General features: G+C 59.2%; 19 protein-coding genes. 9 read left to right on the top strand and 10 right to left on the bottom strand.

All coding sequences use genetic code 11. The features are described 5' to 3' along the window. Nucleotides 1-2: 2 nt before the first annotated feature. The 3 genes from J122_RS01610 to tesB all read left to right on the top strand — a co-directional run bounded on the left by J122_RS01610 (nt 3) and on the right by tesB (nt 2326). Entirely contained in the window at nt 3-170 is a 168-nt protein-coding gene (locus tag J122_RS01610) for a rubredoxin (RefSeq protein WP_008173532.1), read from the top strand. 16 nt (nt 171-186) lie between these two features. Beyond that, entirely contained in the window at nt 187-1344 is a 1158-nt protein-coding gene (locus J122_RS01605; RefSeq protein ID WP_061330842.1) for an NAD(P)/FAD-dependent oxidoreductase, read from the top strand. 121 nt (nt 1345-1465) lie between these two features. Beyond that, a complete protein-coding gene (tesB, locus tag J122_RS01600) occupies nt 1466-2326 on the top strand; it encodes an acyl-CoA thioesterase II (RefSeq protein WP_061330841.1) in 861 nt (286 codons plus the stop codon). On the opposite strand, the gene J122_RS01595 is transcribed toward tesB, so the two are convergent. The 3 genes from J122_RS01595 to J122_RS01585 all read right to left on the bottom strand — a co-directional run bounded on the left by J122_RS01595 (nt 2293) and on the right by J122_RS01585 (nt 6574). After that, on the bottom strand, nt 2293-4839 hold the full coding sequence (locus J122_RS01595) for an EAL domain-containing protein (protein WP_061330840.1): 2547 nt from the start codon (nt 4837-4839) through the stop codon (nt 2293-2295). The two genes, tesB and J122_RS01595, sit on opposite strands and share 34 nt — an antisense overlap. A 108-nt stretch (nt 4840-4947) precedes the next feature. After that, the gene (locus J122_RS01590; RefSeq protein WP_061330839.1) at nt 4948-5394 is read right to left on the bottom strand and encodes a flavodoxin; all 447 of its coding nucleotides are present in this window, start codon (nt 5392-5394) and stop codon (nt 4948-4950) included. Between the two features lie 76 nt (nt 5395-5470). Then, entirely contained in the window at nt 5471-6574 is a 1104-nt protein-coding gene (locus J122_RS01585; protein ID WP_061330947.1) for a GGDEF domain-containing protein, read from the bottom strand. A 199-nt stretch (nt 6575-6773) separates the two neighbouring features. Here J122_RS01585 and J122_RS01580 point away from each other — a divergent pair, with 199 nt between their 5' ends. Both J122_RS01580 and J122_RS01575 read left to right on the top strand, forming a co-directional pair. Next, nucleotides 6774-8339 carry an inorganic phosphate transporter gene (locus J122_RS01580; protein ID WP_061330838.1) on the top strand — a complete coding sequence of 522 codons (1566 nt, stop codon included), beginning with the start codon at nt 6774-6776 and terminating at the stop codon, nt 8337-8339. Nucleotides 8340-8446: 107 nt separating this feature from the next. Next, a complete protein-coding gene (locus J122_RS01575) occupies nt 8447-8713 on the top strand; it encodes a hypothetical protein (protein WP_058091522.1) in 267 nt (88 codons plus the stop codon). 253 nt (nt 8714-8966) lie between these two features. Here the strand turns inward: J122_RS01575 and panP are convergent, their stop codons facing one another. The 4 genes from panP to J122_RS01555 form a co-directional block, all read right to left on the bottom strand. Then, the gene (panP, locus tag J122_RS01570) at nt 8967-10643 is read right to left on the bottom strand and encodes a pyridoxal-dependent aspartate 1-decarboxylase PanP (RefSeq protein ID WP_061330837.1); all 1677 of its coding nucleotides are present in this window, start codon (nt 10641-10643) and stop codon (nt 8967-8969) included. A 198-nt stretch (nt 10644-10841) separates the two neighbouring features. Then, nucleotides 10842-11189 (bottom strand): DUF503 domain-containing protein, encoded by a 348-nt coding sequence (locus tag J122_RS01565; protein WP_061330836.1) that lies wholly within the window; start codon nt 11187-11189, stop codon nt 10842-10844. Nucleotides 11190-11392: 203 nt separating this feature from the next. Next, on the bottom strand, nt 11393-13084 hold the full coding sequence (locus J122_RS01560) for an isovaleryl-CoA dehydrogenase (RefSeq protein ID WP_061330835.1): 1692 nt from the start codon (nt 13082-13084) through the stop codon (nt 11393-11395). A 2-nt stretch (nt 13085-13086) separates the two neighbouring features. Further along, the gene (locus tag J122_RS01555; protein WP_061330834.1) at nt 13087-13716 is read right to left on the bottom strand and encodes a TetR/AcrR family transcriptional regulator; all 630 of its coding nucleotides are present in this window, start codon (nt 13714-13716) and stop codon (nt 13087-13089) included. 272 nt (nt 13717-13988) lie between these two features. On the opposite strand from J122_RS01555, the gene J122_RS01550 reads away from it, so the two are divergent. From J122_RS01550 to J122_RS01535, 4 genes are all read left to right on the top strand, one after another. Beyond that, nucleotides 13989-14210 (top strand): hypothetical protein, encoded by a 222-nt coding sequence (locus J122_RS01550; RefSeq protein ID WP_061330833.1) that lies wholly within the window; start codon nt 13989-13991, stop codon nt 14208-14210. 168 nt (nt 14211-14378) lie between these two features. Continuing rightward, a complete protein-coding gene (gene hemB / locus J122_RS01545; protein WP_171039992.1) occupies nt 14379-15410 on the top strand; it encodes a porphobilinogen synthase in 1032 nt (343 codons plus the stop codon). Between the two features lie 43 nt (nt 15411-15453). Continuing rightward, nucleotides 15454-17595 carry a polyphosphate kinase 1 gene (gene ppk1, locus J122_RS01540; protein ID WP_061330832.1) on the top strand — a complete coding sequence of 714 codons (2142 nt, stop codon included), beginning with the start codon at nt 15454-15456 and terminating at the stop codon, nt 17593-17595. A gap of 49 nt (nt 17596-17644) precedes the next feature. Further along, a complete protein-coding gene (locus tag J122_RS01535) occupies nt 17645-18937 on the top strand; it encodes a DUF945 family protein (RefSeq protein WP_061330831.1) in 1293 nt (430 codons plus the stop codon). Nucleotides 18938-18942: 5 nt separating this feature from the next. Here the strand turns inward: J122_RS01535 and coaD are convergent, their stop codons facing one another. From coaD to J122_RS01520, 3 genes are all read right to left on the bottom strand, one after another. Then, entirely contained in the window at nt 18943-19425 is a 483-nt protein-coding gene (gene coaD, locus J122_RS01530) for a pantetheine-phosphate adenylyltransferase (protein ID WP_061330830.1), read from the bottom strand. 291 nt (nt 19426-19716) lie between these two features. After that, nucleotides 19717-21315 (bottom strand): GMC family oxidoreductase, encoded by a 1599-nt coding sequence (locus J122_RS01525; protein ID WP_061330829.1) that lies wholly within the window; start codon nt 21313-21315, stop codon nt 19717-19719. A gap of 26 nt (nt 21316-21341) precedes the next feature. Next, nucleotides 21342-21977, bottom strand: coding sequence for a hypothetical protein (locus J122_RS01520; protein ID WP_061330828.1), 636 nt, complete (start codon nt 21975-21977; stop codon nt 21342-21344). Nucleotides 21978-22030: the final 53 nt, after the last annotated feature.

The raw sequence follows: 22030 nt of genomic DNA, 5'->3' as shown, positions 1-22030 counted from the left end.
GCATGAAGAAGTGGCAGTGTGTGGTTTGTGGCCTGATCTACGATGAGGCCGAGGGTTGGCCGGAAGATGGAATCGAGCCGGGTACAAAATGGGAAGACGTGCCCGAGGATTGGGTTTGCCCGGATTGCGGCGTTGGCAAAGAAGACTTCGAGATGATCGAAATCGGCTGATAAACGGAGCAGATGAATGACCAACCAGGCACCGATTGTGATTGTAGGCACCGGGTTGTCGGGCTACTCGCTGGTACGCGAATTCCGCAAGCTGGACAAAGACACCCCGATCGTTATGGTCACCGCCGATGATGGCGTCAGCTATTCCAAGCCGATGCTGTCTACCGGGTTTACCAAAGATAAAGACGCCCAGGGGCTGGCCCAGGCCGACACCGAAGCCATGGCTGAGCAGCTTGGGGTGGAAGTACGCACCTACACCACGGTGACCGGTATAGACACCGGCAAGCACGAGTTGATCCTGGGTGATGAACGGCTAGGTTACAGCAAGCTGGTGCTGGCCTGGGGGGCTGACGTGATCCGCCTTGGTCTGGCTGGTAATGGCCTGGACCGTGTGTACTCCATTAACGACCTGCTGGACTACCGGGCATTCCGCAAAGCGCTGGAAGGCGGTAAGCGGGTAGCGATCATGGGGGCCGGGCTGATTGGTTGTGAGTTTGCCAACGATCTTCGCAATGGTGGTTATGAGGTCGACGTGATTGCACCGGACGCCACGGTGATGCCCAGTCTGTTGCCGGAGCCCGCCGCTGAGGCTGTTCGCCATGAGCTGACGGAGCTTGGGGTTCGTTTCCACCTGGGAACCGTTGTCGAGCGGGTTGATGAGGACGGAGACGGCGTCCGGCTGACGCTGGGTAACGGTGAAACACTGCAGGCCGACCTGGTGATTTCAGCGGTTGGTTTGCGGCCGCGAACCGAGCTGGCGAAAGCCGCGGGGCTGGACACCGGGCGGGGCATACAGGTGAACCGTGCGCTGGAAACCTCGGCAGAGGATGTCTATGCCCTGGGCGACTGCGCTGAAGTGGACGGCCAGGTGCTGCTGTATGTACTGCCGTTGATGGCCTGCGCCCGTGCTCTGGCGAAAACCCTTACGGGCGAACGCACCGAGGTCCGCTATGGCACCATGCCAATCATGGTCAAGACACCTTGCTGCCCGACAGCCGTGTGCCCGCCACCGATCGGCGCCGAAGGGAACTGGCAGATTGAACAGGAAGCATCAGACGTGAAAGCGTTGTTCAAGTCGCCTGCCGGTGAAACACTCGGTTTTGCGGTGACCGGACGGTTTGCCGTTGAAAAACAGGCGCTGGCGCGGGAAGTGCCGCCTCTTCACCAGGATTGACCAGCCTGCCATCGGGGCCATCCGGCCCCGATATTCTTCCTTGCCTTGTTGTTGTCGTTGCGAAATTTTGCTGTCTGGGGTAGAAAACCCGTTCGTGAGCTAACAAAACACAGGAGCAGGCATGCTAGAGGTAACCCGTAAGCTGGTGGAGCTGTTGGACTTGTCCCCCATCGGTGATGATCATTTTCAGGGTGAAAGCGAAGACCTGGGATTCCCCCATGTGTTTGGTGGTCAGGTGCTGGGGCAGGCCCTGATGGCAGCCAGTCGCACCGTCGAGGACCGGCTGTGCCATTCGTTGCATGCCTATTTTCTGCGCCCGGGCAACCACAGCATGCCGATTGATTATGAGGTGCAGAGGGTGCGTGATGGCGGCACCTTCTCGGTGCGTCGTGTGATTGCCCGCCAGGATGGCAAGGAAATTCTGACCGGCTCCATGTCGTTCCAGGTGACCGAACCGGGGCTGGATCACCAGTTGGAGATGCCTGAGGCACCAGAACCTGAGTCACTGCGTTCCGAGCAGGACTGGGGCAAGATGATCGCAGAAAAGTTACCGGAAAAACTGCGGGATGTGATGACCAAGGATCGTCCGATTGAAATCCGCCCGGTCAATCCAATGAATCCGTTCAAGCCAGAGAAACGCCCGCCCCATCGGCAGAACTGGTTCCGGGCGGCTGGGCCCCTTCCGGACGATCCCGTGTTGCACCGGTGCCTGTTGACCTACGCCTCCGATTTCACCTTTCTCGGTACGTCGCTGAACCCCCATGGCCGAACGTTTATGAGCAAGGGGATGCAGGTGGCCAGCCTGGACCACGCTATCTGGTTCCACCGGGATTTTCGCATGGACGACTGGCTGCTGTATGACAAGGACAGCCCCAGCGCGTCCGGTGCGCGGGGGTTTAATCGGGGCAACTTCTTTACCCGGGACGGCGTGCTGGTGGCGTCAACGACTCAGGAAGCGCTGATTCGCGAGCGCCTGGGCTGACCAGACATCCAGTCAATCATCCCGTCAAAGGGCAGCGGCCTGGTCAGAATGTACCCCTGAATCAGGTCGCAGCCCATGTCTTCCAGCAGGCGCAGCGTTTCGTCATCCTCAACCCCCTCCGCAACCACCGTGTAGCCCAGGCTGTGACACATATCGATGGTGGTCCGCACGATCACCCGGTCTTCCTCCCGATGCGACAGTTCGGTAATCAGTGACCGGTCGATTTTGATCTCACTGGCCGGCAGCTGTTTGATGTACGACAGTGAAGAGTACCCGGAGCCGAAGTCGTCGATGGACAGGGGGATGCCCGCCGCGTTCAGGGCATTGAGTGCTTTCAGAGAGTTCACAGGGTCTTGCATCATCGAGGTTTCCGTTACCTCAAAGGTAATGGCACCCATATGGGCATGAAAGCTCTGCATCAGGCGCTGAACGAATACCGCGAAATCCGGCTCCCGGAGGTTGTTGGGCGAGATATTAACCGCTATGCCTGCGTCGAAGCCCAGCTCCAGCAACCGGCTGCGCATGTGTAGGGCTTCCTGCAGTACCCAGCGGGTCAGGGGTTTGATCAGTCCGCTTTGCTCCGCCAGGGCAATGAGCTCGTCCGGTGCGACCGGTTGTTCGCGGTCTGGCCAGCGGATCAGGGCTTCATATCCGACGATCTGGCCGGACTTGAGCGACAACTTGGGTTGTAGATACAGCGCCAGCGTGTTGTTGTCGATGGCGTGTCGGAGCTCAGATACCAGAGTCAGTCGTTCTGCACTGTAGGAATCCCGGGACGGCTTATAGTAGGCAATCCCCCGGTCCCGGGCACGGTCAGAGCCTTCGGCAATCACGGCGCGACGGATCAGGGTGTTGGCGTCTGTACCGTGTTCGGGATAGATCGCGACCCCGAGTTGCGGCGCCAATGGTACCTGCATACCCAGGAAATCCACCGGGTAACGGACTTCCTCAATGCTGCGAAGCACAGCCCTGGTGGCAGCTTCCGCTTCGCTGGCATCAACCAGAAAGGCAAAGGTTTGTGGATCCAGGCTGGCTACATAAAAGTTGCGGAGGTCGCTCTGCTCAAGGGCAATGGCACCGGGAACATCCCGAATCACCGCATTGTAGTGTTTGGAGGCCAGTTCCAGGATGCGATCGCTGTTGCGGTGGCCCAGGGTCTTGGTCACTGAGTTCAGGTTGTTAAGATGAATAATCACCACACCATAGCGTTTGCGGTCATTCGAGTGGGTGAGCTCACTCAGTTTCATTTCAAAGCTGCTGCGATTGGGCAGGCCGGTCAGTGGGTGGTGCAGGGCCTGGTCCATCAGCCGCAGCTCTGCCGATCTCCGGGCCTCCAGTGCCCGCAACTCGGCTTCCTGGGCCAGTACTTTGTCCTGGCGTTCCCGGTAAATACGCACGGCCAGTGCCAGGCTCAATAGAATGGCCTCCAGAGCAGAGCCTATCTGCATGCCGTAAGCGGTGATGAAGTTGTTGGGGATAAGGCCATACTTGTTGGCCGCAGTAATGGCACTGCCCAGCGTAAGTGCCCCCCAGGCCAGGGTGTAGTAGACCGCCTGGGGATTGCCGCGAACCCATTGGAGCGGTCCCACTACCGTCAGGAGCAGGCAGCTGGGAATGGCAAGCGCGACGGTCAGGCGGCTGCCGGTGCTGTAGTCGGTGAAAAAGGTGAGCGCTGCCACCAGTACATTGAGCGCAATGGTAAACAGAATCAGCCGGTCCAGCACCGGACTGGATCGCTTGAGTCTCAGGAACGAGCGTGAGAACAGCAGAGTGAAGACCATGGCAAAGGGCACGGTCAATAACATGGCGCGGTTCTGTATCTCTGGGACGTCTGGCCAGAGCAGTTGATAAGTAACGCCGTTAAGGCTTCCAACCAGGATCAGGTAACCGAAGGTGGACAGAACATAGAGCAGATAGACCGGCTCCCGTAATGCCAGAAACACAAACAGGTTAAAGCAGATAACGGTGATCAGAATGCCATAGTAACCGGCGTGCAGCTGGCTTTCGACAGAGGCCTTTTCAAAGTAGCTGCGGCTGTTCCAGAGCTTCAGGGGAATCTGCATGGCGCCCTGGGTCTCTACCCTCAGCAGGATCTGGTAATTGGCGTCAGGCTGAAGCTGAAACGGAAACAGGAAGTGAGGGTGTTGAACCGGTCGCTCCCGGAAGGGTTTCTGGTCGCCCGTGCTTTCATGGTGAACAATGTTGCTATCCCGGATCAGGTAAAAGTCGACATGATCCAGTTGCGGGTAGCTGATTTCCAGAAGGGTGATGAGTTCCGGGTTGCTGACCGGAAAGCGAAGCCAGATATGGTCTCGAATGTAGCCGAAATTGGGAGTTTTCTCCGGCAATACCTGCCACTCGACTGAGGCCATTGCTTGTTGGGGCGTGAGCTGAACGCCCGGCGTCAGGCGCAGATACTCCATCTCCGGGATATAGGAGACGCTTGCCGGCTGCGCCTGAAGCGGCAGAGTTATCACCAGAAACAGCAGGGCCAGTAGCTTAGCCGGGTTCATCAGAGTCACAGGTTACCGTTATTGTCATTATCCTGACGAGTATGGCCTGTCGCTGAAGGCGGCTCAAGCATCACAGGCCGTAGATTTGGTAACTTGTGTAAAGATTGGTCAAATCCCGTTAACCCAGTTTTTTGCCCAGGGCACGGCTTCGGTTTCCGGTTCCATGGTTTCCAGAGCGTCAACTCTCAGGGAATCGCCTACCTTGCGGGCACCGGTTTCGTAAAACGCTTCTTCGATCAAATTGCCGGCACCGCAGAAAGTGTCTCCGTATGAGCTGTCACCCAGCACAATCACGCCGAAAGGCCGGCCGGGCTGCTGAGGCAGTTGTTCCCGGAGGCCAAGGTAAAAAGGCAGCAGGTTGGCCGGTATCTCGCCCTGCCCGGTGGTGGAGGTGCAAACCAGGAGGGCGTCGTCATTATCGGTGATGTCATCAACCTGAGGGTTTTCCAGCACGACCACCTGGTGCCCGTCGGCTTCCAGTTCCTCGCGAATCTTGCGGGCGGTCAGCAGGGCACCACCATAGACACTGCCCACCAGAACTCGAATTGCTGCCATGTCGCTACCTCTGCGTTATCGTAACTTCGGCCCCATGGCCAACCGGGGCTGATCATAACGATGGTGTCCCGCAGGCTCAAGCCCGGGTTTCTGTTGGCTCCGTGGTGCTCTGGCTTCGTACCCGGGGGGCGATACGGTTCCTGCCCGCATCTTTGGCGTTGTACAACTGGATATCAGCCTGTTTTAGTAGCTCAGTTACTGAACCCGCCTTGGAAATGGAACAGACTCCGGCACTGATGGTGACCGGCAGGGTCTCGCCCTGATACTGGAACTGTGTACTGGCCACCTCCGCTCGAAGCCGCTCGGCCAGGGCCAGGGCCTGCAGCAGGCTGGTGTCTGGCAGCAGCAGGAGAAATTCTTCCCCGCCCCAGCGGGCCGCCAGGTCGGATTGCCGCACCACAGTATGGGTAAGGTCGGCGAACTGACGGAGCACCGAGTCGCCAGCGTTGTGGCCATGGTCGTCGTTGATGCGCTTGAACAGGTCCAGGTCAATCAGCACTACAGAGAAATGGTGGCCAGCGCGTTTGAAACGGGAGAACTCGGTATCCAGCCGGTTCTGCATTTCCCGACGGTTGGCCAGTCCGGTCAGCTCGTCGGTACGGGCTGCACGTTCATGGGTTTTGGCCAGCGCCAGGAGTCTGCCCCTGGCCCTCAGGCGCCCCGCCTCCAGGACAAAGCAGAAAATGGATTCGAATGTGAGAGTGGCGAAAAACCGGATCTTGAAATCGGTGGAGTATTCCGCGGTCACCAGCGGCAAACCGGGAAACTGGAAAACAATGACCGCCAACAGATAGCAGAACAGCAGGATGGCAGTCCCGCCTTTCAGACTTGTCAGGTAAAAAAGCAGTGGTGGGAAGACATAGAACCACAAAGGTCCGGTGTTGCCCTCGCCGCCTGAAGCCAGAAGATAGGCAAATAGCAGTCCCACAGTGATCAGCAGACCGGCTTTCTGCACTGCGCGATCCCGCTTCCAGGCGTACCAGATCATGTTGAACACGACGGGAACAATAAACAGCCAGAGTACCCAGGCATGAACCGGGTGCTCCGCGTACCAGGCTTTGGTGCCAATACCCGCCAGAAACAACGCAGCCATCACCGACAGGCCATTTAACAATCGGGAAATCTGCCGCTCTTCCTGTTCTCCGGAAGTGAGGTGATCAGCTGTAGCTTCATGAATCATGGCGGTTCTTATCATTTTTTTGGCGCTCATTTAAGAAGTATGCGCCAATTTATGTAGCATTTGCAGTCCCTCTTTACGGGAATGTGACGCCTGCCTTGCGTGTCAGTTTTGTTTCAATTTTATGGCAAAAATTTTATAGTTTGCCCCCCGTGGCAAGACTGCCCGATGTCCATTCAGCTCACAAGAGATGACATTGCTTATGGCCCGTTCCAGCAATTTTCTGGATACCCTGCTCACCAGCCCCGCCACGGAACGGTATCGGGTCGGTCTGAGTGTTCTGTTCCTGCTTATCGTCTGGCTTGTGGTTGGCTCCTTTAGCCAGGGCTTGCCCAATAATATGCTGTTGATGGCGGCGGCCGTGATTGGCGGTTACATGGCCATCAACATTGGCGCCAATGATGTTGCCAATAACGTGGGCCCGGCCGTTGGCTCTGGTGCCCTGTCGCTTGGTGCTGCGGTTTTGCTGGCGGCGGTGTTTGAAGCCGGTGGCGCGATCATTGCCGGTGGCGACGTGGTCTCTACCATCAAGGGTGGCATCATTGATCCCACCAGTCTTGATGATCCGCGCGCCTTTGTCTGGCTGATGACCGCTGCTCTGCTCGCAGGCGCCCTGTGGTTGAACCTGGCTACCTGGATGGGCGCGCCGGTATCTACCACCCATTCAATTGTTGGGGGTGTTCTCGGGGCCGGTATTGCCGCTGGCGGCTGGGCCATTGCCGACTGGTCGGTGATGGGCAAGATCGCTGCGAGTTGGGTGATTTCCCCGGTACTGGGTGGCGCCCTGGCGGCCTTGTTCCTGTTTGTGATCAAAAAGACCGTGCTGTACCAGAAGAACCTGGTGTCAGCGGCCCGCACCTTTGTGCCCTGGCTGGTGGCCATCATGGCGTGGGCCTTCGGCACTTATCTGATGATCAAAGGTGTGAGCAAGCTGGTGAAGCTGGACTTCACCCAGTCCGCCTTGATTGGTCTGGCATTGGCGGCAGTGGTGTTTTTCGCCATGAGAACCCTGGTTGGCCGCAAGGCGGCGACGATGGAGAACAGCACCGATGGTGTGAATATGCTGTTCACCTGGCCGCTGATTTTCGCAGCAGCACTCCTGAGCTTTGCCCACGGCGCCAACGACGTGGCCAATGCCATTGGTCCGCTGGCGGCCATTAATGATGCCATCCAGGCCGGTGGCGGTGTGGTCACCTCGGCCAGCATCCCGCTTTGGGTGATGTTGGTCGGTGCTCTGGGTCTTGCGGTGGGCTTGATGCTGTTTGGCCCACGCCTGATCAAGACGGTCGGCAGCGAAATCACCGAGCTGGATAAAACCCGTGCGTTCTGTATTGCCTTGTCTGCAGCACTCACCGTTATCCTTGCTTCCCAGTTGGGGCTGCCGGTCAGCTCCACCCATATTGCCATTGGTGGCGTATTCGGGGTTGGTTTCCTGCGGGAATACCTCAAATCCAACTATGCCACCCAGTTGCACAAGATTATGGAGCACCATGATCCGGCGGAGCAGGAGCGACTGAAGCCGTTCCTGGATGATTTCCGCAATGCCTCTGTCGAGGAAATGGAGAATCTGCTGAAGCAGGCCAAGAAAAAGAAGGATCAGGTGCCGCTGTCCAAGTCTGAACGCAAGCGCCTGAAGAAGATCTACAAGGAAGAAATGGTCAAGCGCTCGCACCTGTTCCGGATTGCTGCGGCGTGGATCATCACTGTGCCGGCTTCTGCCCTGATGGCGGCGTTCCTGTTCTTCGCCCTGCGTGGTTTGATGATCTGACGGTTTATGCGGGGCTGGTTACCGCCCCGCGGATTGGCCATACTATGGACATCAGGCCCCGAGCGGGCCGCATTGCTTTAACGCTATCCATAATCGGGGAGTCAGGAATGAGTTCATCTTCCGAGAGCCGTCAGGCCAAGATGATTGAAGAGTTGCGGGTGTTCATCAAGAAGGTGATGAGCGAGCCGACCATTGCGGTTAAATCCATGGATATTGCCCGTAAGTACAAGGGGCAGCCGAATTCCGATGAGTTGATCGCCCGCGAGATCAGTGCCAACACCACCATCCGGATTCCGGAGAACTGGAGTGAGGCAGATAAGATGTTTCTGGAGATCCTGCACGAGGTGCTGGATGACGAAGAGGCGCTTTACTGATTCTGGTTTTGGCTTCGGGCTTCGGAGTAAGTTCGTTTTCGGAGTAGGTTGGGGCTTGTGGGAGCCCTTTCCAAAACACGCTGTGAATACTTCCCTGTACGCTCTGCTCCGCCATCCATGGCTCCGCAAGGTTTTGGAAAGGGCTCCCACAAGCCCCGCCCCGCAGCCTTCCGTGGTATCGATTCGTTTCGCAGAACTTTGAAAGGACTTCCGCGGCCCGGTCTGAAGTAAGTTGGGCCACCTTCGGCTTCTTTTATGCTTGCTTTGCCTCTTTGCGATTCTGCGTTAAAACGGCCGCTGCCATCTGATGCAGGATTTCAATCTCATCGGCAATGCCGTCTTCCTTCGATAACTCCCGTTGTTCTTTCAGTATGTCTTCCAGAATGTCCGGTGTTGTTAACGGGTTGGCGAGGACCACTCGGAAGACGATGCACGGGAAGTGGTAGTAGCGGGCAGGCTCCAGTCGGGTTCGGGAGACGAATGCCTTGCCCCGCTCCCGCTGGGTTTTCTGGATGAATTTGGTGATTCGGTTCAGGCAGGTGTTCATTTTCTCTGCCTGTAGTTCGTCGGCCATGGCCAGTGCCTGACGTACGTCTTCCGGGCAATAGCGGTAGGTCAGGATGTTCAGTTCCGGCCGGGTGACCAGTTCGAAATCCGGTTGTTCATCGATCATGTTGGCAAAGGTTTTGGCTTTGTCTATGCCCTGGTCGATGAGGATTTCGTAGCCTTCTCTTGCGAGGATTTTCAGGCCGGAGTGAATCAGCATGGCCATGCCCGGGCGGGAGCCTTCCAGGGTGGTGCTGCCGAGATCCCGGGAGCCTTTCCGGATGATGTACTGGGCGTGGTGTTCTACCGCGCTGGCGAGGCTGGGGTCTTTGAAGACCACCAGGCCGGCGCCCATGGGTACGTAGAGCTGTTTGTGGGCGTCGAAGGTGACCGAGTCGGCTTTTTCGATGCCGCGCAGCAGGTGTTTGTGGGTGCGGGAGAACAGGGTTGGCCCGCCCCAGGCGGCGTCGACGTGGAAGTGGGCGCCGAATTCCCGGGCGATGTCGGCCATGGCGTCCAGCGGGTCGACGTTGCCGGTTTCGGTGGTGCCGGCCACGCCGCAGATGGCCATGACTTTGATTTTCTGTTTCTGCAGTTCCAGGCATTTGTCCCGCAGGGCATCGGGCTGGATACGGTTGAATTCGTCGGTTTCCACCGGCACCAGGGCGTCGCGGCCCAGGCCGAGTACGTCGGCGGCTTTGCGCAGGGAATAGTGGCCGCGCTTGGAGACAACGATGGCGGCGCCTTCGCAGCCGTAATACCTCAGTGCCCGGAACAGGCCTTCTTCGTGCAGGCCGCGGAAGCTGCCTTCGGCGGGGAAGGCGCGGTTGCGGGCGACCCACAGGGCGGTGAGGTTGGCAACGGTGCCGCCGGAGCACATGGCGCCCAGGGCGTGCCGGGGGTCGTGCATCCATTTGCGGTAGAAGGAGCCGTCCTGCTGGTACACCAGCCGGTGAATCATGCCCAGTACCTGGCGCTCCAGCGGCGTGAAGGCCTTGGAGGTTTCGGTTTTTACCAGGTTCTGGTTCAGGGCAATCATGATTTTGGACAGCGGCAGCATGAAGTAGGGCAGTGCCGAGGTCATGTGGCCGATGAATGCCGGTGAGGCGGTGTGCACCGAGTTGGCGACCAGTTTGTCGAGCAGGAATTGGGCCTGTTCGGAGACGAATACCGGCTTTTCCGGAATCACGGAGTCGGCGAAGTTTTTTTCGACATCGCTCAGGTCGCGTTCAACGGCGACGATGTGTTCCTGGAGGAAGCCCGCCAGGTTCCGGGAGATGTTCTGGTCGATGCGGCTCAGGGTGGATTCCGGCGCCTCGGGCACCGTGAATACGCGATACATGGCCTCAACGGAGGCCTGGGCGGATTTTTTCTTTCCGGTCATAGAGCCACACACTTCTTTCAGTGGTTATCCGCAAGGTCGGTTCCGGAAACCTGGCGGACGAAGCCGGGCGTTGCCCGACACTCGTAGTATAGCCTGCGTGCTTGCAGGTCATGTATTCCCTGAGGGGCGGTAGTATAAGGCCTGAACAGGAATGACGCTATGCCTCGAGGGCCATGGGGATTTTGGCCTCTGTTGGGGTCAGAGGATTTCCCGGTGGACGTCGAGGATGGCGGCGTCGATGCGGTCCTGGATGTCTTTTTCAATCTGGTCGAGGCGCTGGGTGATTTGCTGGGCGCTGGCGCCGAGGGCGGCGATGGTCCAGGTGGCGCAGTCGAGGGCGTCGTGGTCGGCGGTTTCGGCGACGGCGAGGTCGGGTTCTTTGCCCCAGATGGCTTTCATGGCGGTGAAGGCTTTGCGTTTGGCTTTGAGGTCTTCGCAGGCGTAGAGCTGGAAGTGTAGGGTGAGGACGCCTACGTGGGGGGTGATGTCCTGGTGCTGTTGTGGGTTTTTGCCTTCTTTGAGCAGTTTTCTCAGGGCTTCTGACATGTCTGGTTTGGCTCGTTTGGTGCAGGAAGCGGTGAGGGTGGGCTGTTCAAAACACGCTGTGGATACGTCCTTGTACGCTCTGCTCCGCCATCCATGGCTCCGCAAGGTTTTGAACAGCCCACCCTCACCGCTTCCCGAACGGTATACGGGGAGTCGCTTCAGCCGGTTGCCCTGGCTTTCGGGACGGGCTGTCTGGGTTTCCCCTAGCCTACTACAGGCGTCCCCCGTTTGATAATCGCCGCCGGGTTGGTGCCGGAGGGCAGGTTGCCGTAGTTCATGCCGCCGCTGGATTGCAGTCTTGAGGCGCAGAAGGCGTCTGCGACGTTTTTATCGCCAAAGCGCAGCAGCAGGGAGCCTTGCATGGTCAGGGCCATGCGGTCGACGAGGTTGCGGGCCCGGTACTGGAAGTCGCTGATGTCGGCGAAGTCGTGCTGGAGCTGGGCCAGGAACTGGTCGAAGCGGCGGTCGGTGCCACGGGCTTCGGCGGCTTCTTTGAAGAAGGCGTCCAGGGTTTCGGGTTCTTTCTGCAGGGCGCGGAGGGTGTCGAGGCATTGGACGTTGCCGCTGCCTTCCCAGATGGCGTTGACCGGAGACTCCCGGAACAGTCGGGGCATGATGCAGTCTTCCATCACGCCGCTGCCGCCGATGCATTCCATGGCTTCGTAGGCGTGGTTGGGGGTGCGTTTGCAGATCCAGTATTTGCCTACGGGGGTGGCCAGGCGGGCCAGCAGGCGTTCGTGTTCGTTGTTCTGGTTGTCCATCGCCCGGGCTACGCGCATGGTGTAGGCGAGGGCGGCTTCGTTTTCGATGATCAGGTCGGCCAGGACGTTCTGCATCAGCGGCTGGTCGCTGAGGGTTGCGCCGAAGGCGCTGCGGTTGTGGCAGTGGTGGCTGGCCTGGGCGACGGCCTGGCGCATGCCGGCGGCGCTGCCGATCATGCAGTCGAAGCGGGTCATGGCGACCATTTCAATGATGGTTCTGACGCCGCGCCCTTCTTCACCGACCATCCACGCCAGGGCGCCGCGGATTTCCACTTCGCTGGAGGCGTTGGCAACGTTGCCCATTTTGTTTTTCAGCTGCTGTACCTGCCAGGGGTTCTTTGTGCCGTCCGGGCGCCATCTAGGCATCAGGAAGCAGGACAGGCCGCTGGTGGTCTGGGCCAGGACCAGGAAAGCGTCGCACATGGGGGCAGAGACAAACCATTTGTGGCCGACCAGTTCGTAGGGCTGGCCCGGGCCTTCCTGGCCTGTCGGGTAGGCCACGGTGGTGTTGGCACGTACGTCACTGCCGCCCTGTTTCTCGGTCATGGCCATGCCGATGGTCACGGAGGTTTTGTCGGTGTCTGGTACGTTGCGGCTGTCGTATTCGTTGGCCAGGATTTTCGGGGCCCAGAGTTTGGCCAGGTCTGGCTGGTTCTGGATCGACGGGATGGCCGCGAAGGTCATGGTGATCGGGCAGCAATGGGCCGCTTCTACCTGGGAGTGCAGGTAGTATTTGGCGGCGCGGGCGACGTGGGCGCCCTTGCCGGGGTTGGTCCAGGGCGAGCTGTGCAGGCCGTTCTCCAGGGCCACGCGCATGAGTTCGTGGTAGGCCGGGTGGAAGGTCACCTCATCTACCCGGTGGCCGTAGCGATCGTGGGTGCGGAAGGAGGGTTTGTTGGCGTTGGCCTGGTTGCCCAGGTCAATGGTATCCGCCTGGCCGGCCCAGGCGCCAAACTGACTCAGGTCGTCGTTGGCGAAGCCGGCGCCCTCTCGCAGTACCGCCTCCCGCAGCGCGGTGTCCTGTTCGTAGAGGTTGTAGTTCTCCAGCGGTCGTGGCTGGTTGATCACCTCGTGGGTGGCCGACAGGTAGCGGTTGTCGGCGGTGGACTCGGTCTTGCGCTGCGGGCTGTTCATGGTTAGCTCCTGGTGCCGGTCAACCCCCGTATGCAGAAGCAGACGATGGTGTTGACCAGCTCATCTTCGTTGTTGTCTTGCCCCGGCGGTATGTCTGTCTGGGTTGGTGACAGGGGCCCCACCAGGGATTCTGATATCGCGCCCACCAGGCAGGTACTGGCGAGCCGTGCGTTCTGGTTCGGTATGCAGCCTTCGGCTATGCCATCCCGGATCGCTTGTTCAAACAAGCTGGCGTAAGCCTTTCGGTAAACCAGTCGCTCTTCTTCTACCTTCGGATCCACCGGTTCGGCGATCAGGGCCCAGGCTTTCATGGGGCCTTTGAGGGCCCTCTGGGCAAATTTCCTCAAGGCGTTGTCGAGGCGTTCAACGGCGTTCCCGGATACGTTGAGCGCTTCGGCCACTTTGTCGACTTCCCGCTGGGTGGCCAACCGGAAGATTTCGGCAAAAAGGTCCTCGCGGGACTCGAAATGCCGATAGATGGTGCCAGTGGCGACGCCGGCCAGGCCGGCAATCCGGGTGATGCGGGCGCTTCGGAAGCCACCTTCAGCGACACATTCCCAGGTGCGCTCGATGATGTTCTGGCGTGCCCGGGCTTTCCGTTCGCGCATCTTTTCGGTTTCACGATAGGCCATGCCGGCTCCTTACAAGTAGTGAATCATGGTTCATTCTTTGTGTCAATTTGCAGTTGTTTGTTTTGTCATACAAGACATCTTTAAAATCATGGGCTTGAGATTGGATACAAAAAGTTACAAAAAAGTGGTTGTCAGGAAATAGCGTCGTCACCAAAACCGGATTATAAAGACGCCAAGACGGGGCCGCAGGCGGCCGGCGGTCGAGACGGGGTGCTGTCAGGCGTAGAGCCAACAGTACTTGTAGTTCTGTTTTCGTTGATGGAGAAAATACCATGAGTGAATTCGACGAAAGCAATCTGGAGCAGTCCGGTAACTGGACCAGCGACAGTGACGATAACCATTCCATTGCCGGCAGGGCACGGGTCAGGGCCCAGTTGCAGGCTGATATCGAAGCATTCCTGCAAAGTGGCGGTCGGATACAGGAGGTGGACACCACCTTCCGTGCGGACTCCCCACGCAAGGTGGAAGTAGGGTTTAACAACCGATCCATCTGATTCCCTTCGTTGGCGGGCGGCGACTGTCATTCTGAGGCAGGGCCGTCCGTTTTTTGTCACTGGATTGTCATCGGTCAACGGCACACTGGGCTCAAACCTGCAATGCGTGGCCTCTGGGGTGTATGATGTCATCACTTTCCAAAGCCATCCATATTCAGGAGGTTATCCGTGTCCAAACAGCGCCCGCCGATCTCAAGCCGAGCCTATCCGTCGACCCGTTTGCGTCGTAACCGCGCCAGTGATTTTTCCCGCCGACTGGTTCGGGAAAGTCAGCTGTCGCCTGATAACCTGATCTACCCGGTGTTTGTGCTTGAAGGCGAGAACCAGCGTGAGGCGGTGCCGTCCATGCCGGGGGTGGAGCGCCTGAGCGTCGATCTTCTGGTGGAGCAGGCTGCGGAACTGGTGGAGCTGGGCATTCCGGCGGTGGCGCTGTTTCCGGTCGTCCCTGCTGAGAGGAAGAATCTGTCTGGCTCGGGTGCCTGGGATTCGGACGGTCTGGCTCAGCGGGCGGTTCGTGCCCTGAAGAAAGCTCAGCCGGAACTGGGCGTGATCACCGACGTTGCCCTGGACCCGTTCACCACCCATGGCCAGGATGGCATTATTGATCATAACGGTTATGTGTTGAACGATGTCACCGTTGAAGCTCTGGTGAACCAGGCGTTGTCCCATGCCGATGCGGGGGCTGATGTGGTTGCCCCTTCAGATATGATGGACGGTCGCGTGGCGGCTATCCGCGATGCCCTGGAAGGTGCCGGTTATGTGAATACCCGGATTCTGGCCTACTCTGCCAAGTATGCCTCCAGCTATTACGGCCCGTTCCGGGATGCGGTCGGTTCTGCCGCCAACCTGGGCAAGGCCGACAAGGCGACGTATCAGATGGATCCGGCCAACAGTGACGAAGCCATTCATGAAGTGGCGATGGATCTGGCCGAGGGTGCCGATATGGTGATGATTAAACCGGGCATGCCTTATCTGGATATTGTGCACCGGGTGAAAACCGAACTGCAGGTGCCCACGTTTGTCTATCAGGTGAGCGGCGAGTACGCCATGCATATGGCCGCTGCGCAGAACGGCTGGCTGGATGGCGATGCGGTGATGATGGAGAGCCTGATGGCCATGCGCCGTGCCGGTGCTGACGGCATCCTGACCTATTTTGCAGTGCGCGCGGCGAGACTGATGAGGGATCGTTCGCGGGCATAGAGGGGCTTGAAGGCGCCCGAAATAACCATGGATATAAAGAGTAATGACAACCGAGAATGCGCAAACCGCAGAGATCAGTGACCAGAGTGTGCCTGCGCCGGTAGATGTACCGCCGGTGGGTGAAGACATCAATCTGGACGCCAGTGAAAACTATTTCAACCGCGAGCTGAGTCAGCTTCAGTTCAACTACCGGGTGTTGAAGCAGGCGCTGGATACCACTCATCCGCTGATCAACCGGTTGATCTTCTGCTGCATTTTCAGCAGCAACATGGACGAGTTCTTTGAAATCCGGGTGGCGGGCCTGCGCCAGCAAATGAAGTACGGTCGGGAGACCGTGGGCGTGGACGGCATGCAGCCAGACCAGGTGCTGGCGGAGATCAGCCGGGTGGCCCACGACTACATCCACGAGCAGTACGACATCATCAATAACGTGCTGATCCCCGAGCTGGAGAAAGAGAACATTCACTTTGTCCGGCGCCGTGAGTGGACGCCGGCCCAGGCAGAGTGGGTGCGGAACTACTTCGAGGAAGAGATATTACCGGTGGTCAGCCCCATCGGGCTGGACCCGTCGCACCCGTTCCCTCGCCTGGTGAACAAGAGCCTCAACTTCATCGTTGAACTTGATGGCAAAGACGCCTTCGGTCGGGAAACCGGCATGGCCATTGTGCCTGCACCCCGCTCCTTGCCTCGTCTGGTTCGGCTTCCGGATGACGTCTGTGACGGCGGCGACAACCTGGTATTTCTGTCATCGATGATCCACGCCCACGCGGACGAGTTGTTCCCGGGCATGGAAGTGAAAGGCTGTTACCAGTTCCGGTTGACCCGTAACGCTGACCTTGAGCTGGAGGACGACCTGGAAGACCTGGCGTCGGCCCTGCGCGGCGAATTGTTGAGTCGCCGGTTTGGTGACGGAGTGCGTTTGGAGGTGGCCGACAACTGCCCGGAGGAGTTGGTGCAGTTTCTGTTGCGGGAGTTCGGTCTGACCGAGCGGGATCTGTATCAGGTGCATGGGCCGGTCAACCTGACCCGTCTGATGGCCGTTGGCAGCCTGGTGGATCGCCCCGACCTGACCTATTCCAGTTTTTCACCCTCGATTCCGCGCCAGATTCGCAGCAAGGAATCCATGTTTGATGCCATCCGCAAGCGGCCCTTGCTGTTATTGCATCCCTATGAAAACTTCAGCCCGGTGGTCGACCTGCTGCGTCAGGCGGCGAAAGATCCCCATGTGCTGGCGATCCGCCAGACCCTGTACCGTACCGGAGCCGACTCCGAAATTGTCGAGGCGTTGGCGGATGCCGCCCGGCGGGGCAAGGAAGTGACCGCCGTTATCGAGCTGCGGGCCCGGTTCAGCGAAGCCGAAAACCTGGAGCTGGCAAGCCGTCTGCAGGAGGCGGGGGTTATTGTGGTATACGGCGTGGTGGGCTACAAAACCCACGCCAAGATGATCCTGATTGTGCGCCGGGAAGAAGGCCGGCTGCGCCGTTATGTGCACCTGGGTACCGGTAACTACCATGCCGGTAACGCCCGGCTGTACACCGATTACAGCTTCATGACCTGCGACGAATCCATCGGTGACGATGTCAACAAGCTGTTCCAGCAGCTGACCGGCATGGGCAAGGCGTTGAAGATCAAGAAGTTGTTTCACGCCCCCTTCACCCTGCACAATCGCCTGATCAGCCTGATAGAGCGGGAAGCCGGGCTTGGGGAGAACGGGCGCATTATCTTCAAGTTCAACGCCCTGACCGAGCCGCAGGTGATCAAAGCCCTGTACCGGGCGTCCCAGGCCGGTGCCAGTATTGATCTGATCATTCGTGGTATCTGCTGCTTGCGTCCCCAGGTGCCGGGCCTGTCAGAAAATATCCGGGTGCGGTCCATCATCGGGCGCTTTCTGGAGCATACCCGGGTATATTACTTCGGCAACAACGGCAAACCCGACGTTTACTGTTCCAGCGCCGATGGTATGGAGCGGAACCTGCTGAGCCGGGTTGAGACCGCCTTCCCGATCGAAGAGCCGGCGCTGATCGAGCGGGTGACCGAGGATCTGGATACCTATCTTTCAGATAACTGCCAGTCCTGGGTATTGCAGTCTGATGGCAGTTATCTACAGAATCAGCCAGAAGAAGGTGAGGAGCGCCTGGCTTCGCAGCTGGTGTTGCTGGACCGGTTAACCTCTAAACCGAATTAATACGCTGGCCCCGGCCAGCAGGAAATAAAAACACAACAGGATTGGAACCTTGAATCTTAAACGTTGGACCATCGCCGGCACGGCGATACTGGTAGTGGCTGGCGTAGCCCCCTGGGGCGTGGGCTATCTGACTGAGCAACATTGGCTGAATGCGACCGAGGAAGTCAACAATGCCCAGCCATTCCTGCGCATGGAAACCGATCGGTACCGGCGCGGTGTGATGAGCTCCGAAGTGTCTGGCACAGCCACCTTTCTGGACCCGGCCACGGGCGAGAGTAACCGCATAGATTTTGAGGTTCAGGTTTCTCACGGCATTACTGGCAGCCACTTGAATTTCAGACCTACGGAAGGCTGGCAGCCGGAGGGGGCAGGCTGGTTCCCCAACGACGAACCAAAACTGACACTGGAAACCCGGGTTTGGGGTTCCGCCACGCTGGAATTGCAGGCCCCTGCTATCGAGATCAGCGAGCCACACGGTGGTGGTGTTTTGCGCAGCAGCGGTGGTCTGGCACGGATTGATATTGGCCGTTTGGGTGAAAAAGCCGACATGCTGGTGGTCTGGCCGGCGGTGGTGCTGTCCGGGCCGGAGATGAATGTCACCATTGAAAACGTGCACATGGAGCAGAGCCTTGCCTGGTTATCCGGTGATATCTGGACCGGCGCCGGTGCGGTCACGATTGATGCCTTGACCATGCAGGGTCCTCAGGTGCCACCCGTGGCGTTTAACGGTATCGCCCTGAGCAGTCATAGCGAGGCAGACCGAAAAGGCGAGCGACTGGATTCCTCGATTGCCCTGGAGCTGGACTCCGTTGTCTTTGATGACGGTACCTTCGGCCCGCACCGGATAGAGTTCGCTGTAGATGGTCTTGATGTTGCCAGCTGGAATGAGTTCAGTTCGGTGATGACCGACATGCAGCTGATGGCGGCGCAGGCCGGTCAATCCCCGCAGGCGGCGTTCGAGCAGCAGATGGCCCTGATGCAGCGGTTTAACGACTCGGTTCGCGGGCTGGCGGCCGCCGGATTTTCCGCCGGCATCCGGGAGTTGAGCCTGGATACGCCAGAGGGAGCCGTACAGGGAAGCCTGGATCTGTCCCATCCCGAGTTGTCTGAGAGTGAACGGGCCAACATGCTGATGGTGATGCAGGGCTTAACCGGGGCGCTGGACTTCCGTATGCCGTTGGCCCTGGCTGAGAACTATCCGGCCGTGCGCATGCAGGTGGCACCCTTGATCAAACAGGGGTTGCTGGTGGATGCCGGCGACCAACTGGTCATGACTGGCCGCCTGCAGGATCTGGTTCTGGATATCAATGGCATCGAGATTCCGATGCCGCCACTGCTTTAATCCCTTCAGGACTTGCTGAACTTCTCTTTCAGGGCATTTGCCACTGCGGGGTCGACGAATTCGGAGATGTCGCCACCGAGCGAGGCGATTTCCCGGATCAGGGTCGACGAGATGTACGACAGGTGGTTGGCGGGTGTCAGGAACACGCTCTCCACTTCCGGGGCCAGGCGGCGGTTCATGTCGGCGAGCTGGAATTCGTACTCGAAGTCGGAGACTGCGCGCAGGCCGCGGAGTATGACGGTGGCGTTCTGTTCCCGTACGAAGTCGGCGAGCAGGTTGCTGAAGCCGGTGACGCTGACGTTCGGGAGGTGGGTGGTGGCTTGCCGGACCAGTTCGCAGCGTTCTTCGAGGTTGAGCAGGGGCTGTTTCTTCGGGTTGTAGGCAACAGCGACGACGATTTCGTCGAACATGCGGCCGGCGCGTTCTATGAGGTCGGTGTGGCCGTTGGTGATTGGGTCGAAGGTGCCTGGGTAGATGACTTTGGGCATGCACAGCTCCTTTTGTTGATGGGCCGTAGGATAGCAGGAACCGTTTACATGCTGTAGTCCGCGTGGTGTACCGGGCCTTTTGCGAATGGTGCCTTGTTTCGGTGCTGGCGCCGGTCCGGGGTGGCCTCCCGGGAGACGCTACGAGCACTTCCCTGTGTGCTTCTTTCGGGCCGTCCATGGCCCTCAAGACTCCCGGGAGGACACCCCCGACCAGCGCTACCCAACTGAGTGCAGGTCTCCCCGGAATCTCTGGGAGTTTTCCACGTTTTCATCTTATTGCAGGAGCGAAGGCTAGCCTTGCTTTCTTAGCTTCTGCGCTAACCGGTTACTGTTCCTTGCCGCCAATGCATACACCGATAACTGCGGATTCGCACCGATGCTGGTGGGGAAGATGGACGCGTCGTGGATGCTCAGGTTGGCTACCTGGTGGTGTTCGCCGAAGCCGTTGACCACGGAGTTTTTCGGGTCGGCACCCATGCCGCAGCCGCCCATCTGGTGTGCGGTGAACAGGCGGGCGCGGTGGGGTTTCATGGGGAGTTGGTTGATGGCGTCTTTGGCCTGGTTCCAACTGGTGTACCAGCCGGAGTCCAGGTGCACGGCCTGGACGGCTTCGGCTCCGGCGGCGAACTGGATTTCGGCCATGTCGAGGTAGGCCTGGCGGATGCCTTGCCAGAGGTAGTCAGTGATGGGGTAGTCCAGTACCGGGCTGCCGTCGTCCCGCAGGCTGACGGTGCCGCCGGGGCTGTCTTCGTGGAAGCCGTCGCGCAGCAGGGCGATGACGGATTGCATCCAGGGCAGTTGGCCGAGGTTGTCTCTCTGTTCCTGGCCGTGGCCGGGGACGACGCCGGCGGCCATGGCCGGGTGTAGCGGCGGCACTTCCAGTTTGTAGCCTACCGGGCCGTCGACGCCGTGTTTGAAGTTGAATTCGTCGGAGTAGATCGACTGCGGCGCACCGTAGAAGGGATCAACCTTGGCGGGCATACGGGCGACGGTGGCGTTGACCGGGTGAATGAATGAGCGTTTGCCGACGCGCTTGTAGGGGTCCGGCAGCTCTGAGCGCAGCAGCAACCCGGGGGAGCCGATGGCGCTGGCGGCGACTACGAAGTGGCGGGCTTTGAGGGTGACGGTGACGCCGGAGGGCGTGACACCGTTCGGGCCCATGGCGCTGGCTTGCAGGTGGTCGATGCGGTCCTGGTTCATCACCAGCCGGTCGGCGCGCAGGCCATGGAACAATTGGGCGTTGTTGTCGAGGGCGCCAGGGATGGTGGTCATCAGCGCGCCCTGTTTGGCGTTGGTGGGGCAACCGACGCCACAGTAGCCCAGGTTCCAGCAGCCTTTGACGTTTCGGGGGATCACCTGCCAGGAATAGCCGAGTTTTTCACAGCCTTGCTTCAGGATGTCGTTATTCAAGTTCGGCGGCGTTACCCACGGCGCCATGGTGTGGCGCTCTTCCCGCCCCTGGAACCAGGGGGCCATGGTGTCCGGGGCCAGATCGCTCAAGCCCAGGTTCTGGCTCCAGTAATTCAGGGTTTCGTCTGGCGTGCGGAAACTGCTGGTCCAGTTCACGGTCGTCGAACCGCCCACGCAGCGGCCCTGCAGAATGGCGATGGCGCCGTCGGCGGTGACCCGGCTCATGCCTTCCTGATACAGGCTGGCATAGGACGTCAGCTCATCCATCTTGAAGTCTTTCTGGTAATACAGCCGGCCTTCTTCCACCAGAATCACCGACAGCCCCTGCCGGGCAAGAATCTCCGCCGTGGTGCCGCCACCGGCACCGGTGCCGATGACCACCACATCCGCTTCCACGGTTTGATCGGTGGTCAGTTTGCTGGCATCAGTCACATTCCAGCCAGAAGCCAGGCCCCGGGCGATAGGATCGTTCATGGACATACTGCTCTCCGTAATCTGCGATGGGGTCAGGCGTTGTGGAACTGGGGCAGGGCATCAACCGCCCAGGTGGGTGGCCCGGGGTAGCCAGACAAGTGCCAGTGCGCGTCGTGGCCATAAAACGCCACGTTACTGATCTTGGTCAGCGCGATGTAGCCGTTGTTCAGCAGACCAATCCGGCTATCCCGCCACCGGTTGAGAAACGCCTCGGCACTCTCAGTACTGACTGACGGCCAGTCCGACCACACCCGCGCCAGGGTTATCCGGGTGGGCGCGAAATTCAGCAGATCAAACAGCTTGCGCAGCTCCTTCTGATTCGCCGGCCCGAACATCACAATGCCCTGATCAATCCGCTCAATGGTCCCGGCAATCGCATGTTGCCGCTGATTCGGCTCCTCCGGCAGCGCACCGGCAAACATCGCCGGCAACAGCGCCTCGAACAGGGCAATATCATCCCGGCTCAAAAACTCGAACTGGTAACTGGCGTCCATACGGGAATCAACGGCACTCACCCGCCCGGCGGGGGCCGTAGCACAGCCTGTGAGGCCGGCGGTCATGCTGACGGTGCTCAGGAACATGGCGCCGCCGAGGCCGGTTTTCAGGAAACTGCGTCGGCTAAGCTCAGGTCGATCTTCAGGGCAGTATTTCGGGGAAGGCGTGGTCATTGTTGAGGCTTCTTTTAACATTATTGTTATAGGGCGGCAGGCACTGTGCCGGT

Source organism: Marinobacter excellens LAMA 842, assembly GCF_001574445.1.
Taxonomy (GTDB): Bacteria; Pseudomonadota; Gammaproteobacteria; order Pseudomonadales; family Oleiphilaceae; genus Marinobacter; species Marinobacter shengliensis.
The sequence above is the reverse complement of the archived record's forward strand: the minus strand, read 5'-3'. Positions and strand labels throughout refer to the sequence as shown.